This is a genomic window from Alkalihalophilus pseudofirmus OF4 (genome assembly GCF_000005825.2).
Taxonomy (GTDB): domain Bacteria; phylum Bacillota; class Bacilli; order Bacillales; family Bacillaceae_D; genus Alkalihalophilus; species Alkalihalophilus pseudofirmus.
This window is the reverse complement of the sequence record NC_013793.1, coordinates 1-16,989: the sequence shown is the minus strand read 5'-3', so window position 1 is coordinate 16,989 and position 16,989 is coordinate 1. Positions and strand designations below refer to the sequence as shown.

17 protein-coding genes are annotated in these 16,989 nt (G+C 37.4%); 3 read left to right on the top strand and 14 right to left on the bottom strand.

What is annotated here, in order from left to right:
• Window positions 1–192 precede the first annotated feature (192 nt).
• The 14 genes from BPOF4_RS20605 to BPOF4_RS20535 form a co-directional block, all read right to left on the bottom strand.
• A complete protein-coding gene (locus BPOF4_RS20605; protein ID WP_012961208.1) occupies window positions 193–1,179 on the bottom strand; it encodes a 2-hydroxyacid dehydrogenase in 987 nt (328 codons plus the stop codon).
• Window positions 1,176–1,853, bottom strand: coding sequence for an RraA family protein (locus tag BPOF4_RS20600; protein WP_012961207.1), 678 nt, complete (start codon window positions 1,851–1,853; stop codon window positions 1,176–1,178). Before BPOF4_RS20600 ends, BPOF4_RS20605 begins: the two co-directional genes overlap by 4 nt.
• Before the next feature lie 71 nt (window positions 1,854–1,924).
• Window positions 1,925–3,382, bottom strand: coding sequence for an aldehyde dehydrogenase family protein (locus tag BPOF4_RS20595; RefSeq protein WP_012961206.1), 1,458 nt, complete (start codon window positions 3,380–3,382; stop codon window positions 1,925–1,927).
• A gap of 27 nt (window positions 3,383–3,409) precedes the next feature.
• Window positions 3,410–4,570, bottom strand: a complete 1,161-nt coding sequence (locus tag BPOF4_RS20590) for an iron-containing alcohol dehydrogenase (RefSeq protein WP_012961205.1) — start codon at window positions 4,568–4,570, stop codon at window positions 3,410–3,412.
• 21 nt (window positions 4,571–4,591) lie between these two features.
• Window positions 4,592–5,653 (bottom strand): Ldh family oxidoreductase, encoded by a 1,062-nt coding sequence (locus BPOF4_RS20585; RefSeq protein ID WP_012961204.1) that lies wholly within the window; start codon window positions 5,651–5,653, stop codon window positions 4,592–4,594.
• 90 nt (window positions 5,654–5,743) lie between these two features.
• A complete protein-coding gene (locus tag BPOF4_RS20580; protein WP_012961203.1) occupies window positions 5,744–7,015 on the bottom strand; it encodes a TRAP transporter large permease in 1,272 nt (423 codons plus the stop codon).
• A complete protein-coding gene (locus BPOF4_RS20575) occupies window positions 7,012–7,569 on the bottom strand; it encodes a TRAP transporter small permease (protein ID WP_012961202.1) in 558 nt (185 codons plus the stop codon). The genes BPOF4_RS20580 and BPOF4_RS20575 overlap by 4 nt, the downstream gene beginning before the upstream one ends.
• 219 nt (window positions 7,570–7,788) lie before the next feature.
• Complete coding sequence (locus tag BPOF4_RS20570) at window positions 7,789–8,847, bottom strand: TRAP transporter substrate-binding protein (protein ID WP_012961201.1); 1,059 nt, start codon at window positions 8,845–8,847, stop codon at window positions 7,789–7,791.
• Between the two features lie 194 nt (window positions 8,848–9,041).
• A complete protein-coding gene (locus BPOF4_RS20565) occupies window positions 9,042–10,061 on the bottom strand; it encodes a LacI family DNA-binding transcriptional regulator (RefSeq protein WP_012961200.1) in 1,020 nt (339 codons plus the stop codon).
• A gap of 193 nt (window positions 10,062–10,254) precedes the next feature.
• Complete coding sequence (locus tag BPOF4_RS20560; protein ID WP_012961199.1) at window positions 10,255–10,461, bottom strand: hypothetical protein; 207 nt, start codon at window positions 10,459–10,461, stop codon at window positions 10,255–10,257.
• Window positions 10,462–11,767: 1,306 nt separating this feature from the next.
• Complete coding sequence (locus BPOF4_RS20550; RefSeq protein ID WP_012961196.1) at window positions 11,768–12,097, bottom strand: DUF3888 domain-containing protein; 330 nt, start codon at window positions 12,095–12,097, stop codon at window positions 11,768–11,770.
• A gap of 294 nt (window positions 12,098–12,391) precedes the next feature.
• Window positions 12,392–12,574 (bottom strand): hypothetical protein, encoded by a 183-nt coding sequence (locus BPOF4_RS20545; protein ID WP_012961194.1) that lies wholly within the window; start codon window positions 12,572–12,574, stop codon window positions 12,392–12,394.
• Entirely contained in the window at window positions 12,571–13,044 is a 474-nt protein-coding gene (locus tag BPOF4_RS20540; protein ID WP_012961193.1) for a hypothetical protein, read from the bottom strand. The genes BPOF4_RS20545 and BPOF4_RS20540 overlap by 4 nt, the downstream gene beginning before the upstream one ends.
• A 54-nt stretch (window positions 13,045–13,098) precedes the next feature.
• On the bottom strand, window positions 13,099–13,929 hold the full coding sequence (locus BPOF4_RS20535; protein WP_012961192.1) for an ArdC family protein: 831 nt from the start codon (window positions 13,927–13,929) through the stop codon (window positions 13,099–13,101).
• A gap of 320 nt (window positions 13,930–14,249) precedes the next feature.
• Here BPOF4_RS20535 and istA point away from each other — a divergent pair, with 320 nt between their 5' ends.
• The 3 genes from istA to BPOF4_RS20520 are packed head-to-tail and all read left to right on the top strand — an operon-like array spanning window position 14,250 to window position 16,748.
• On the top strand, window positions 14,250–15,812 hold the full coding sequence (istA, locus tag BPOF4_RS20530) for an IS21 family transposase (protein WP_012958831.1): 1,563 nt from the start codon (window positions 14,250–14,252) through the stop codon (window positions 15,810–15,812).
• Window positions 15,802–16,551 carry an IS21-like element helper ATPase IstB gene (istB, locus tag BPOF4_RS20525; protein ID WP_012958830.1) on the top strand — a complete coding sequence of 250 codons (750 nt, stop codon included), beginning with the start codon at window positions 15,802–15,804 and terminating at the stop codon, window positions 16,549–16,551. Before istA ends, istB begins: the two co-directional genes overlap by 11 nt.
• Entirely contained in the window at window positions 16,548–16,748 is a 201-nt protein-coding gene (locus BPOF4_RS20520; RefSeq protein ID WP_012958829.1) for a hypothetical protein, read from the top strand. Before istB ends, BPOF4_RS20520 begins: the two co-directional genes overlap by 4 nt.
• The last annotated feature ends 241 nt before the right edge of the window (window positions 16,749–16,989 follow it).

The window sequence follows — 16,989 nt, the reverse complement described above, 5'->3', positions numbered from 1 at the left end:
CCCCATTTTGCTATATATTAAAAATAGCCGGATGGATGTCCCACCGGCTGATTTAAATGTACTATTTAATTTTAAGGAAAACAAGAGTTTTTGAAAATATTACCATTGATAATATGATATCTATTTAATAATAGACTCTGTTAAATCTTTGGTAGAGACATTTAATCTAGCTTAAAAAAAGATTTCCGGCTCTTACAAGGCTTCACTAAAAACTTTTGGATTTACAATATGATCGGGTTTCTCCTTATTTAAAGCTTGTAGTAAATGGTCTGCTGCCATATCAGCCATTTTTAACCTCGTTTTTCGGCTCGCACTTCCGATATGAGGTGTTGCGACTAAGTTTGGCAAAGTAAGAAGAGGGTGATTTAAAGAAATCGGCTCTTCTTCAAATACATCTAAACCCGCAGCATAAATTTCATTTTCTTTTAATGCCTTATATAGGGCCTTTTCGTTTACAATGCCGCCTCTTGACGTATTAATTAGAATTGCGGATTTTTTCATCATCTCTAGCTCTGGCCCGGAAATTAAATTGTGCGTTTCTGGGCTATAAGGGGTTAAAACGACGACATAATCAGATTCTTTTAAAAGGGTCTCTTTATCTGTATAAGTAATGCCTAACTCTTTTTCTGTTTCATTTTTCTGGCTTCGATTGTAATAAAGAACGTTCATACCAAAACCGTTTGCTCTTCTAGCCATTGCTTTACCAATTCTTCCGAGTCCGATAATTCCTATTGTGGCTCCAAAAATATCTTGCCCAGTTAGCTGCATCGGAGACCAAGTCTTCCACTTTCCTTCTCGTAAATAATCAGAAGCTTCCACTAGCCTTCTCGCTGTTGCCATAAGTAAAGCAAAAGTTATGTCTGCTGTAGTCTCTGTTAATACATCAGGGGTATTACTTACAATAATCCCTTTGTTTGTTGCTGCTTCAACATCAATATTATTGTAGCCAACAGCCATGTTGCTGATGACTTTTAAGTTGTTCGCTTTATTAAGCAATTCTTCATCGAGGCTTTCTGTTAATAAGCAATATAGGCCATCCACCTCTGTAATTTCTTTTTCCAGCACGTCACGAGGTACAGGGACATCTTCTTTATCCCACATCCTCACTTCACAAGATTGTTTAATTTTTTCTACAGCTTCGCTAGGTAGTTTACGTGTTATATAAACTTTAGGTTTCAAACTCCTTCACACCCTTTTTTTCTTAACATTTCATCTACCCATGTACGGTCGATTGTCCGAGCTTCGATTTGTTCCATCTGATTTTTTTCCATTTCCATTGTTATGCGAACCTTATCGGCAATGGGACCTACATGATCAAATGGAACGATCACAATCCCATCCATATCTGCGACAACGAGGTCACCTGGGTTTACAACCACTCCACCAAGTTGGATCGGAACATTAATTTCTCCTGGCCCATCCTTATATGGTCCTCGGTGAATAACTCCTTTAGCATACATCGGATAATTCATTTCTCTAATTTCTTTAGAGTCACGAATTGCGCCATTGATAACAAATCCTTCAATTCCATTCTTTCTCGCAATTCTAACCATAATTTCTCCCATAATCGCGTTCGTTAATTCGCCCCCTGCATCCACAACGATTACATCCCCAGGCTGAGCCATATCAATTGCTTTATGTACCATTAAATTATCGCCAGGCCTTGTTTTCACTGTAAATGCTGAGCCAACCATTGTACCATGAGTATGTATTGGACGGAGCGATGCATCTACCCCATTTATACGGTTCATGTTATCAGAAATATTAGGAGTTACAAACTCTCTATATTCATCAATCATTTCATTTGACACTCTATTTTCTAATGGTAAAATTCGAAATCCTACATTCGTCATTAAGTTCCGTCTCCTTTAAATCACTTCTAAAACCGATTTCTAAAACCGGTTTTAGAAGTTATAAATTTTTTTTACTTATATTGAATGTACGCTACTTTTAATTCTGTATAGAAGTCTTTGTTCGTTCCTCCAATTGAGTAAGCTCCTACACCAGAATTTTTCACTCCACCAAATGGCATGTGTCCTTCACTTACAGTTCCGTTGTTAATATGCACCATACCAGACTCAATGTCTTCCATATAACGGTACCCAAGGTTCATATCATCAGTAAATACAGATGCAGTTAATCCATACTCAGTATTATTACTTACTTCGATCGCTTCTTCGAATGAAGATACTCTAATGACGATTAGTACTGGGCCAAAAATTTCTTCTTTAGCTACTTTCATATCACCAGTTACACCAGATATTACAGTTGGTTCAAAATAATAACCATTTTCATATTTTCCTTCTTTTAGGCTACGTCCACCTATAAGGATGGTTGCTCCTTCTTCTTTAGCTGTTTCCATGTAGCCTTCTAGTTCCTGACGAGCACCTTCACTAATTACTGGTCCAATTGTCGTGCCTTCTTCCATTCCATTTCCTACTTTATAAGCTTTAACTTTTTCAACGATGAGCTTTTCAAGTTCATCAGCATGCTTGTCAAGTACAATGAGACGGCCTATTGCTGTACAGCGCTGACCTGCATTACCATAACATCCAGCAACGATTTGTGTTGCAGCCCCTTCTAAATCTCCATATTCTGCAACAACCGCTGGGTTATTCCCGCCAAGCTCTAACTGAACTTTTGTAAAGTTTTTCGCAGCCGTTTCATAAATTTTACGTCCAACTTGAGTTGAACCAGTAAATGAAACTCCTTTTACTAGAGGATGACCGACTAAAGCTTCTCCTACTTTTCTTCCTCTTCCCATCACTAAGCTCACAGTTCCTGCTGGGAATCCTGCCTCTTCTAAAAGTTGAGTAATAATTAAAGAAGTTAGTGGTGTATCAGTTGCTGGCTTTAAAACCACAGTACAACCACACACTAATGCAGGCATCACTTTTCTCAATGGTGTTAATACCGGGAAGTTCCATGGTGTAATTGCTGCAACGACTCCAATAGGAACTCGAACAGACATGTTAATGACTCCTCTACGGTCACTTGGCAATGTCGTGCCATCAAGACGAACAGCTTCCCCTGCTACAAAGCGCATTTCACTTACTCCGCGAGTTACTTCAGTCACTGCCTCTTGTAAAGGTTTACCTTGCTCCTTACATAATGCTTCTCCTAGACGCTCTTTATTTTGATCTAATAAGTCAATAAAGCGATATACATATGTTGCTCTTTCAGATGCTGGAACTTTTCTCCAACTCAAGAACGCTTCATTTGCACTTTTTACAGCACGGTCTACATCCTCTTCAGTTGATAACGGAAACTTTCCTACTACCTCATTTGTATCCGCTGGGTTTGTTACTTCATATACTTCTTTTGTTTCTTCCCATTCACCATTAATAAAATTTTTGAATACGTCTGTTTTTGTAATTGTCATTGATTTCCACTCCTCTTTAAAATTTTTTTATAATGATTTTCTTACAATTTCTTTCAAGTCTTCTAAAGATGGTTTTCTAGGATTCACCAGAACATTATCGCTACCAATTGCACCTTCAGCGATATAATCTAGGTCATCTTCTTTAACATCAAATACACTTAATCCTACTGGAATACCTGCATCTTTATTTAACTTCTTAACAGCTTCAACAGCCAGGGATGCAGCATCGTATAGGGATAACCCATCAGTATTTTCACCGAAAATCTCTGCAATTTCTTTAAACTTTTCAGGGTTTCCGATTAAATTAAATTCCATCACTTGTGGAAGTAAGATAGCGTTTGCAATCCCGTGTGGAACATTGTACTTTCCTCCTAATGGCATACATAAGGCGTGAGCCAAACCTAACCGTGTAGAGTTAAATGCTGTAGCTGCAATTGTACTGCCTAGTAACATATCATAACGTGCCTCTAGATTATCTCCTTGATGAACCGCTTTACGAAGGTTTTTTGAAATTAAACGCATACTTTCTCTAGAAAGTGCCTCTGAAATTGGCTGTGTCGCTTTATTAACAAAAGATTCTAGTGCATGAGTCAGTGCATCAATACCAGTAGAAGCAGTCATAGGAGCAGGTAGAGACAATGTAAGCGTTGGGTCGCATAATGCAATCGTCGGTGCTACCGTACTACCGCCAATACCAAACTTTCTATTATTCTCTTTATCCGAAATAACTGTCCAGATCGTTACTTCACTACCCGTACCTGATGTCGTAGGAATACAAATAGTCGGTGCGCTCGGGTTAGGAACTTTATTTAAACCAGCATAATCGATGATATCTCCATCGTTTGCTACCATAACAGCCACAGCCTTTGCTGCATCAAGTGCACTTCCACCTCCGACTCCGATGATTAAATCGGCATCAAAGTCCTTTGCTTTTTCAGTAGCCTTGCGAATCGTTTTTACATCCGGTTCTCTTTCAATGTCCCAAAATGTTTCATAAGTTAAAGAAGAACCTAATTGCTCGGTCACTTTGTCTAAAATCCCTGCTTCTTTTACACCAGGGTCAGTAATTACAAATACTCTCATACCATTTAAATGAGTAACTTTTTCAGTTAGCTGCTCGATTGAGTAATTTCCAAATACTATTTCTGTAGGTAGTTCATAGCTAAATACTCGACTTAACAAATTCATCCGAATCTCTCCTGTTTTGAGTTAGTTTTGAGTTACTTTTTGATAATCTTCAATATTAACTCTTGCTTCTTTTCCTACAAGCTTAATTGACTCGTACACTTCCTTTCCAAGGTTAATGCCTCTTGATAAGCGCTCTTTTTCAGTATTAAATTCAATCTCTCCAGGTAAGAAGATTTCTTCTACGCCTTCTGCTTTTGGAGAAGTCTTAATTTCGTCAATCATCTGATCGACTCGATTCTTAAAGCTCTCTGCAGGCATAAATCGATTAACATCGATTAATTGAAAGAAATGACCGACGTTTTGTGATTTATCAAAATCACCATAAATATTGTTAATATGTGGTCCAAAGCCAGCGCCAGTTAAAACGCCACTCATGATGTCCACCATTAAGGAAATCGCGTATCCTTTTGGACCTGCAAAAGGAAGAACCGTTCCTTCTAGTGCTTCTTTTGCGTTTGTTGTTGAGCGGCCTTTACTATCAATTGCCCATCCTTCAGGGATATCATCTCCTCTTTGCTCTGCCGAAATGATTTTCCCGCGTGCGACAACACTAGTTGCCATATCAAAGATGATCGGCTCATGCTTCCCTGCTGGAACACCGAAAGCAAATGGATTTGTCCCTAAGTATGGCTTAATGCCACCAAAAGGGGCCATTGTCGAGGGAGCGTTAGACATTGCATAAGCGATTAAATCATGTTTTACAGCTTGTTGGATGAAATATGCTCCTATTCCAAAGTGGGAGGAACGTTTAACACCTATATAGACAGCACCATTTTTCTTCGCTTTTTCTATACCTAGTTCAATCGTCTTTTTGCCAACGATTTGTCCCATACCGTCATCCCCGTCAATTAAGAGCGTACTATCGCTTTCTTCAATAACTTTCACATCAGGATTTGGCGTAACAGCGCCAGATCGAATTCTTTGAACGTATATCGGAAGACGTGTTACCCCATGGGAATCTACCCCCCGTAAGTTAGCAGAAACTAAACTCTCGGCAACAATATCTCCATTTTCTTTCTTTAAACCAACTGCTTGTAAAACATCACTAACATACGACTCTAAATAATTTGCTTGAAATTCCATCTTCTAACCTTCCTCCCTACCTAAATGCAAAACATATAGTCTTCTATTCTAGAAAAACCTATAGGAAATGCTCATTTATGTCTTCACATGTTAGTTAATTAAAAATAATGAAAGCTGCGGGACAAACACAATGATTAGTAAAGCAAGAACCATTACTAGGAAAAACGGTATAATAGCTCTGGATAATGATTCGATCGATACTCCCGAAATTCCTGACGCAACAAAAAGATTTACTCCGAGTGGAGGTGTAATGAATCCAATTGCTAAACCAACTATCATAAACATACCGAAATGGATAGGGTCATAACCTAAATTAACTCCTATCGGTAAAAGAATTGGCGTAAGAATAATAATTGCTGCGATTGTTTCCATAAAACAACCGACAATAAGAAGTAGTAACATAATTAAGAGGATGATAATAATTTGGTTTTCTGATAATGCAAGAAGTCCATCTGCGATCCTTGCAGGTATTTGTTCTAAATTCAATATACGACCAAAGCCAGTTGCTGACCCTACAATAATCAAAACAGTCGCCGTCGTTAACGATGCATCTGCTAGCACTTTCGGCATTTCTGTAATCTTTAGTTCACGGTAAATAAATATCCCAGCAATTACTCCATAAACAACCGCAATAACCGCTGCTTCTGTAGGAGTAAAAACTCCCCCGTAAATCCCGCCTAAAATAATGACCGGAATTAATAAGGCCCATTTTGCTTCCCAAACTTCTTTTGCAATGTTTGAAAGGCTAATCTTTGTGCCCGTTCCTTTGTAACCTTTTTTCTTTGAGTAATAATAGGCATAAATAATTAACACTAAGCCAACTAGAATTCCAGGAAGGATCCCTGCGATAAACATACTTCCAATTGACACACTGCCTGTGACACCGTAAATGACCATTGGGATACTTGGTGGAATAATAACACCGATAGAACCCGCCGAAGCAACAACAGCCGTTGAAAACTTTATATCATACCCTTGGCGGACCATTGCCGGAATCATAATTCCTCCAACTGCTGCTACAGTTGCTGGTCCTGAACCAGAGATCGCTGCAAAAAACATACATGTAATAATCGTTGCAATCGCAAAACCTCCAGTTACATTACCTACAATAGAGTTTGCTACTCTAAACAGACGATCTGATATTCCACCTTTCCCCATGATCTCACCTGCAAGGATAAAGAAAGGGACGGCCATAAGCGGGAATGAGTCTACAGATGTTACTAACCCCTGTACTAAAAAGTCTAACGGGATGATACCAGAATATAGAATTGTAAATAGAGTGGCTAACCCGATTGCGATACCAATCGGTACACTCATTAACAAAAACAAAGCGAGGCTTCCAAAAAGGACTAAAGAAGTCATTTTCCTTCTCCTTTGCTATCAGGTTCTTGTGATCCTTCGAGAATTAATTCTTGTTCCGTTTTCACTTTATAATTCCCGTCTCCAAATAACGTTTTAAATTGTTTCACCAGTTGTTGAAGAAGTCGAATAGCTGTTAAACCCATTCCTACTGGCGTGGCCAAATATATAAACCCCATCGGAATATTTACTGACGTAGCTGTTTGCCCGAATTGTAATAGTCTTTGTGAAAGATCATAACCGTATATGACCACGAAAATGGCAAACCCCAAAAACAAAATATTAGCCATAATTCCTAATAGAACCTTCGCTTTGTCTTTAAGCAACAGTAAAACAACATCCACTTTAATATGACGCTGTCTTTTTACACCATAACTAATTCCTATATATACCAGCCAAATGAAACAATATCTTGCAAGCTCTTCAGACCAAGGTAATGATGAACTCATGATATACCTCATAAAAACTTGCATACCAATTAAAGTAACCATGACAATTGATAATACGACTAATAGAAACTCTTCTATATAATCATCCACCCATTTAAATACTTTCATATGGAAAACCTCTCTTTTAATTAAATTTCATTCTTCTAAAAGTGCAAAAAAATAATTAGAAGACTCTCCAAAACTTAATTTTCACTTATAATCTTTTAAATGAAGTGGAGACTAATAAAAGAATGAAACCATTAGTTAGCGGGGTTAAAAGTTTCACCCACCGCCAAATGCATGCCATAAGAAAATATAAGGGAGGGGGAACATACCCGCCCCTCACCGCTACTTTTCATTTACAGCTTCTATTACTCTTTTATAGAAGTCATCACCAAACTCATTTTCAAAATTCTTATAAACTTCTTTTGTCTCTTCAATAAAGGGATCAAGGTTTGGTTCAGTTATAGTAACTCCCTCTTCTTTTACTTTCTCAATATACTCTTCCTCTTGCTCCTGACTTAAATTTCTTTCATAATCTCTTGCTTCTTTGGAAGCTTCCACAATTGCATCTTGAATTTCTGGTGATAAACTTGCCCATTTTTGTTCACTAATTGCTAACAGCATTGGAGAATACATGTGACGAGTTAAAGCAAGGTGATCTTGGATTTCATAAAATCCTGATGTATAGAATAATGAAACCGGGTTTTCTTGCCCATCAACAGTACCTTGTTGAAGACCCGTATATAGTTCACCAAAAGACATTGGCGTTGGGTTTGCGCCGAAAGCTCTAAAAATAGCTAACGATACTGGGCTTTCAGGAGTACGGATAGCTAAACCTCTTAAATCACTAACATCATTAATTTCACCTTGAGAATTTGAAACATGTCTGAAACCGTTATCAAAATAGCCTAAAATACGAATCCCGCTTTTTTCTGGAAGATGTTCAACCATTTCCGAACCAATTTCACCATCTAAAACAGAATAAGCTGTATCACGATCCGTAAAGACATAAGGTAAATTTACAACTTGTAACTTCGGAGCTAATGTAGTGACTGGCTCAACACCAACCATTCCCATCTCAATTGTACCGATTCCCATGCCATCAACGATTTCTCTATCATGACCTAATTGGCCGTCTGAATGAATTTCAACGGTTACTTTACCATCTGTTTTTTCCTCAATAAGCTCTTTAAACTTTTCTGATCCTGCATGGTACAGTGAGTTAGTTGCAGTTCCGTGAGCTAAACGTAAAACAACATCCGCAGCTGGATCTCCTTGTACAACTTCACCATCACCGTTACCATCTTTATTACCTTCTTCTGTAGACGCACTTTGAGAACAAGCTGCAAGCACCAGTAAAATGAACAATCCAAACAGTAGTAATGCTATTTTCGACCTTTGCATATTAGTGCCTCCTAGTGTAAAGTTCATAATAAGTATTATTTCTTTGGGCTTGTTTCAGGAGGTTTTAGCGAGCATCCTGTACAAGCTTTTTTTACATAAAACAAACTGAAAGCATACAACAGTTTCTTTACCACCTCCTAAAATTAATTAAGTGAACTGAAAACATACAACAGTTTCTTTACCACCTCCTCTAATTAGTCAAGTTGTTTTGGTGGTAAACATGAGCTACGAATCTTCAACTCTGGTTCAAGTTGTGCAATGACCGGCTTTCTTTCCTTCTTCTCTTCCATTCTCATAAATAATAACGTAATCGCTTTAACCCCCATTTCATAAGCTGGCTGAGAAACTGTACTTAACGGTGGGTCCAATAGCGGAACCCATGGATAGTCATCGTACCCAAACACAGAAACATCTTCAGGAATCTTCATTCCAAGCTTCCTTGTCCCAGTTAAAACTTCTAGGTTTAATATTGTATTAGTAGAAAATATAGCTGTTGCTCTATCTTCCAATTTCAATACCTCTTGCGTTGCTTTGATACCACTTTCACTTTTATGTTCACAAATTTTAATGAGATCCTTATCAATAGGAATGTTATTTTCTTTTAGTGCCTGTTTATAACCTTCTAAACGATCAATTCGAGGACTTCTATTTTCTAGCGGGTATAGTAAAATCGCTATCCGCTTATGCCCTTGGTCTATTAAATATTCTGTACTTTTTTTCGCCCCCGATATATTATTCACAATAACTGTATCCGCTTTCAAATCTTCACTAAGACGGTCTAGGAATACAAATGGATAACTTTCTTTTATTAAATCATCAAACAACTCTAGGTTTTTCCCAGCCGTGTTAATAATCATTCCATCTACTTGTTTATTTTTTAAGTTTAAAATATTTGAAGCTTCAATACTTGGATCTTCGCTTGAGCTACTTACCATTAATTCATATTCGTTTCGCATGCACTCGCTTTGAACACCTTTTAAGACCCCTGACCAAAATGGGTTTGAGATATCCGACAAAATGATTCCGATCGTTTTTGTCGTCTTTTTCTTTAAGCTTTGTGCAAGAGAGTTCGGTGTGTAGTTTAACTCGTCCATGGCCTTCAATATTTTGTTTTTCATTTGATCACTCATATATTCAAAGTTCTCATTTAACACTCTAGATACCGAACTTTTTGAGACACCGGCTCGCTCAGCTACATCTTTAATCGTCGCCATAATCTTCACCCTTCACTCTTCAGGTCTGTTTCTAAAACCGGTTTCTGAAATCGGTTTTAGAAATCGCTTACACCAATAGTAACACAAGTCTGAAAATTTTCAATAATAAATATTAAAATTCTTATATTTGTTAAAAATATACCGGTATACATGGATTTCGGTTAGTCAGGTGGATTATTTTTATAATAATTATCTAGATCATCCCGAGCTCCAGAACCTCGCTATGAAGTCCTTTTACTTCTTTAAGCATTGTTTTCATTTTCCATTTGGGGTTAACTGCTTTCTCTGGGTGCTGGAACTCGAGTTGAACAGGATACGCTATTTTTTCCTGAGAGGTTAGAATTAAGTTATCCACCCCATGGAAGTGTTGATCAATGGCTGTAAGAATCCACCGATCCATTCTTGCTACAAGAACAATTCTACAGTAATCCGTTCATCCTCCCTTTCAGAAGGTTTTTGATAAAAAACTTCTAATAAATAGTACTGGAGGTGATTCTGTTGGATAAATTTTATGACCAACAACTAAACGATGATGAATTAGGAAGAAACAATTGATGATTTGGAACGTATGAATGCATTGTATTATTTATCTCCGCTTCTGAAATCAGCACTGCAGGAAGTGACTAGAGTAGAGCTCGAAAAGATTAATGGCTATGTTGATCCAAATATATCATCATTTAAAATATGTGCTCTACGCTTGAAAGTGAGCGAATTAAATTTCAAGGAATTAATCTGTGAAGCTCAGAAAGATTTAGAGAATTTATTACGTATCACTACATAAAATAAATTCCCCATTTCCAATTTTAAACTTAAATTTTATAAAAGCAGGTGTACATATATATCAGGTTCGGTTGATAGTTTTTCATCAAATGTATATTTATCCATAGATAAAAACTGCACCTCCAATTGTTAGTGGTATCTAACAATTGGGGCGCAGTTCAATTTCTAAGCGTTTTTTGATGTAGCTTTTTACTATATTTCTTCAACTAACGTACCCCGTTAGTTTAATAAAAAATATAATTAATTGAGGAACTTATTTTCTTTGTAGAATTAGACTCTCTTCATAATCTTCCCATTCACCAATAATGAACTTTATTTCTTCTTTCTTATCTAAATACTTACATCCATAGGACTACCTTCTCTCACTATGAAATACTTTTGAATTTTTTAATGAAAATGTTCCACCCAAGTAACTATCTTTATCACCGATTGAGTAATGTAAAGAAGAGAGGTTTTTTAATTTAACATTGCTGCCCTTATACCTAATTTTGTGTTGTATTCTATTTCTATCCCAACTAGATACATTTTGTGTACAACAAGCCAATTTTGATTTTCCCCTTTAAAAGTTATTGATTCTTGTCGTCCAAAAAATTTGTTTCATCCGCACTTGTATATGTAGCACCTAAAAATAAAACCACTATAAATACAAATAATAAATTTAATTTCGTATTCATAAGAAACTTCTCCTATTTTAGGCTTTATTTTTTAGAATAATCAATAGAGAAATATTCTTACATTTTTTTATGACTTCAACAGGAAAAGGCGAATACCCCTATTAAGCATTCGCTACCCGTTAACTCAACAAATTATAAAGGTTCTCTATTTATGGCCTTCCAGTGCTCTGGCAATTTGTTAGTCTCTAAGTGTTTATAGTTTATCTTCTTGACGGTAGGTCCCGCAGACACTTCAAAAGTAATACGGTCCTTTCAGACAGTAATATGCGGTCCAACTGTTGGGGTTACATCCAGTGTAATTTGCAAGATAAAACCGCGAAATCCGTTCATCCGTTGTGACTCTATCACATCAACGAAATAAGGATAAACCGTCGGACATTCTGTTAATATTTGTTTGTAATAATTACAAACAGCATCATCAATATGAGGATTCAAGAAATTTATTAGCATATCCTGCATCCTAAGCTCTGGCGAGTCTCCTTGTTCACTTAAAACAGGATATTCTTTAGGTTGTACGTGAACTTCAAATGACCCAAAGGTAAAAAAGGATATGGTAAATAGCAGTAGACCCAATGTTTTCATAATAAATTCACCTCTTTTCTAATTTTCCCCAAATAGAAAAGAGTTATCAATCCTGCTTATTGAAGTAACCTGCCCTTTAGTTTAAGTTTATATTTTCACAAACTACGAGGTTTTCTATGAATCCAGTGTACAAGTAACTACTAAATTATGTAAGTCCTTTTTTAACGAGGAACCCCCCTCTAGATAAATCCAAAGGGGCAAAATGGTTTAACTTTTTATAAACGGTCCCACTTTTGTTTAAAGCTACATTAAATTTATTTCTCAGAATCATTCTTTGGTACATCCAACTACACTTTAAATAATTCTATAGCCATTCCAATTGATTAACACAATGTGTACCATGATTCCAACTGCAACAAGCTTCAATGGATTTCTAAAGAGAATAAAGATAATCGTACGGGCCAGATTCCATGCACAGATAAATAGCACGAGTGATAGCACACATGATACTACAAATGAAATGAACACATTCATCATTCCCCCTTCTTATAGATTTTCATAGGCTTCACTTCGGATCGCTCGATCCGTTCCAGATAGCTTGCTAGAAATTGTTCCGTAATCTTTTGCGGATAATAGCCAATACGATCTTTAATTATATTTTCAATCGCCCACACTTTACGAGTAGCTTGTTCATATTCCTTGTAGGAGACTTGGTCATATTCATTCATATCATTACCTTCAGCAGCTGCTTTATTAACGTTAATTCTCATGTGATAAACCATAGAACGGTGTTCTCGTGCGTAGCGTAATAAATACAACAATTCAATGGTTTCTAGGGTCAGCAATTCTCGTGTGCTCTTAAACAGCATGGACTCTTCAGGATAGGCTTCAATACGATTTGATACTCTTTTACCATCTTCATTTATATATTTCTCTGATAGCACTAACTCACAATAAGAACAATAAGAACCTTCTATTTCTGAACCGCAATACGCACATGTTTTCATGATATAACCTCCAATGAGTGGAATTTAGGGAGATAGGCTGCAAAAGCAGCCTATCTATTTCGTATTGAATGTAATCCCTTGAATATGGTCACATGCTTTTTGAGCTTGTTGACTAGCTTTCACAATCAAGGTTGGATCATCTTTTAATTGTTTCATCCATGAATTAATATAAGAAACATTATTTTCAATCGTCTGATTGACGATGCCAGTCACTCCACATAGCATAGAAGCTCCTAACTCGGCTACTAGTTCTTCTTTGCTGTACGATTCACTACCAAACCCATTATGTTTGATAATTCCTTCTCGCTTCAATCGGCTGGAGTGTCCTGTACTATGAATCATTTCATGATAGAAAACGGAGTAATAGTCGTGGATCTGTTCAAAATCCTCTTTCGGTGGGACGTTGATATGATCTTCAAATGGCTTGTACCAAGCTCCTCCTGAACGAAAACTATACGTAGGACTATTCATATATTCCCTGATGATCTTTTCGGCTTCTTCGATTGGATCATGCTCAAAGGTTTCTAGCTCTCGTTTCGGGTTGATCCCCTCTGTCTGTTCGCCTACTTTAAATACCTTGTAATAACGTAACATAGGAACCTTTTTTAATTGGTCTGAATCTTCTTCTTCGACCTCAAGCATTTTCCAAAAGACAACGATTTGACTTTTCGCTCCCTTTTTCACTTTTCCTCCTGCTTCTTGAATTTGCTTAAATGTCGCATATTCACCGCCATCTAAAAGAAAGGTATTAATCCCACGATAAGGCTTTTGTGTTTTCCAATTAACCGCTAATCCGTTTTTAAAAGGTTGTCTCCAGGGAATCGTACCTTCTTTCAGTTTTTCAATGATTTGGTCTGTGATCATTTCATAGATTTTTTTACTCATCCTTGAACAGTCCTTTCACTTTTTATTTTTGGGTTTGTCCCCCGAAAGGTGATGGTCCCAAAGGGGAGGATTTTTCCCGTTTGCTGAGGAGAATAAAAACCCTTGCGAAAAACTGTCCATAAAACATGGAATACCGAAACGTAGTGAAGGATATGCCGTGAAAGTTTATTGACTGATTACAGCCATCCGATTGAACCAGTTGTGCCATCTTTTTGATCCGCCTCGGACATGAATTTGATCCAATTAAGACATGACTGACCCACCCTCCTATATAATGAAGGAGCACATTTGTGCAAATTTATTATATAGGAGGTTTTTTTGTGGTTAAGTATCGAGAAATCTTAAGGCTTCATGCGCAGGAAGTCACACAAAGGGGGATAGCTTCGAGCTGTGGCCATTCTAGAAACACAATTAGAGAAGTAATTCGGCGAGCGGAAGAGAAGAACATTCAGTGGCCAATAGAAAAGGACATGACAGATCAAGACCTACAAATGATTTTATTCCCTGAGAAAAAGGTGCCGTCAGACCATCGTCGAAAGCCTGATGGCGAGTATATTCATAAGGAATTGGCTAAAACTGGGGTAACACTCTCCCTTTTATGGGACGAGTACTCTTTACAGTGCAGGGCAAACGATGAAATTCCGTACAGTTATCGTCAGTTTTGTAGATTTTACAACGACTATGCAAGGAAAACCAAAGCAACAATGCGCATCAAAAGAAAGCCTGGGGAACAAATGGAAGTGGACTGGGCAGGTCAAACTATGCATATCACGAACAATCTAACAGGAGAAGAAGCTCCTGTTTATATTTTTGTTTCTGCATTGCCATGTAGTCAATATGCGTATGTAGAAGGATTCTTATCCATGGATGTAGAGAGTTGGATTACAGCCCATATTCATGCTTTTGAATTTTATGGGGGAGTCACGAGGATTATTGTTCCCGATAACTTAAAGACAGGAGTGACAAAGTCTTCCCGTACCGATCCTATTATTAATCAAAGCTATCAGGAAATGGCTGAGTTTTACCAGACTACTATTATCCCAGCACGTGTACGTCATCCCAAGGACAAACCAAGTGTAGAAGGTAATGTTGGTCATATCTCAACTTGGATCATCGCTTCTCTTCGCAATGAAAAGTTCTTTTCTTTGATTGAACTAAACAAAGCGATAAAAGAAAAACTAGATGTAGTGAATACAAAACCTTTCCAAAAGAGAAAAGGGAATAGGCAGGAAGCATTTTTAGAGGAAGAAAGATTTGCATTGATTCCCCTGCCTCATTCACCTTATGAGATCGCAAGCTGGGCAAAGACCGTTGTCCAGCCTGACTATCATATAAAAGTGGATCATAACTATTACTCTGTTCCCTATGATTATATCAAATATGTGGTAGACGTTCGAGTAACGAGGAATATCATTGAAGTATTTTATAAGAATATACGAATTGCTTCGCATAAAAGATCAAATAAGTCAGGTGGAGATTTCAGTACTATTCCTGATCATATGCCTAGAGACCATAGAAAGTATGCATCATTTGATAAGGAATTTATATTAGAGTGGGGTGCTACAACTGGCCCTGCCACCTTATTAACCATTGAAAGAATCTTAGAATCTTATCCGACTGAAAAGCAGGGCCTGAAATCTGCCTATGCATTAATGAAACTAGCAGATAAATACTCTATCGAACGCATAGAGAAGGCATGTGAAAGAGTGTTGTCCTATACGCCAAGACCCAAACTAAAAAGCATTCAAACCATCCTAAAAACAGGACATGACAAATTACCAGTAGAGGATACAAGCAAACAGTTGAGCACACAAAAAAATGATAACGTTTACGGGTTTACTCGTGGCGCTGATTATTACGGAGGGAATAATAATGACAATTGATAACACTTTAACAAAATTAAATGAAATGAGAATGACTGCAATGGCAGAAACATTAAGAGAACAATTGAGAAATTCAGAATACCAAGAACTATCTTTCGAGGAACGATTTGGGTTACTCGTTGATATCGAATGGTCCAGAAGACAAAACAATAAACTTGATCGCCTGATCAAGTCGGCTGAATTACGTGATACACAGGCATGTATCGAGGATATTGAATATCATCCGGATAGAAAGCTTGATAAAGCGCAAATTTTACGATTAGCAACCTGTAATTATATTGAAGAACATCACAATATTATATTAATGGGTGCTTCTGGAAATGGAAAAACCTATTTATCTTGTGCATTTGGCATAGCTGCATGTCGTCAGTTGTATAAAGTGAAATATATTCGATTACCAGACCTCTTGGATGAATTAGCAATCGCAAGAGGAGAAGGAACTTATAGAAAGGTGATGAAAAAATACAAGAATGTAAACCTACTCATCTTAGATGAGTGGCTATTAACTCCGTTAAAAGAGACTGAGGCAAGAGATCTTCTTGAAATCGTAGAAGCACGCCACCAGCAAGGATCAACTATCTTTTGTTCTCAATTTGATCCTAGAGGATGGCACGATAAAATTGGTGAAGGTACACTGGCAGATGCCATTCTAGACAGAATTGTGCACGATTCCTACACCATACTTATTGACGGTGAAGTCTCCATGAGAGAACGTCACGGATTGGCGGTATCAAAATGATCCCAGAAGAAGTTGAAATCCGTATAGCGAAGTATTTTTTACACATGTATTTACCTGATGAAGTAATGCGGAAAGTGGAAGAAAAACTCCTACCTCCATGTATTTGGAAAGGTGAAGAGGAATTAGACTACGATGAACTCGTTCGTTGGTCTCTTGAGATAATTAATCAAGAACTAGACGGTAAAAGCTTTAAATAAGTCAAACAGCCATTGGAATGTTTCAGGTTTCAATGGCTTTATATCAATCTACTATTGTCTCTCTCCCCGGCACTTACTGGCTCATTCTGGCTCAATACTCATACGGAAAGATTACACCAATAATACTTTTGGATTCACTATTTATATGGTTGTGGATCACTTCTGTCATAAGTGGATCAATATCTTGTCCGGAGTGGGTCAAAAAGATGGCAGAGATGGGGCTAACCTATGTCCTTCTTCA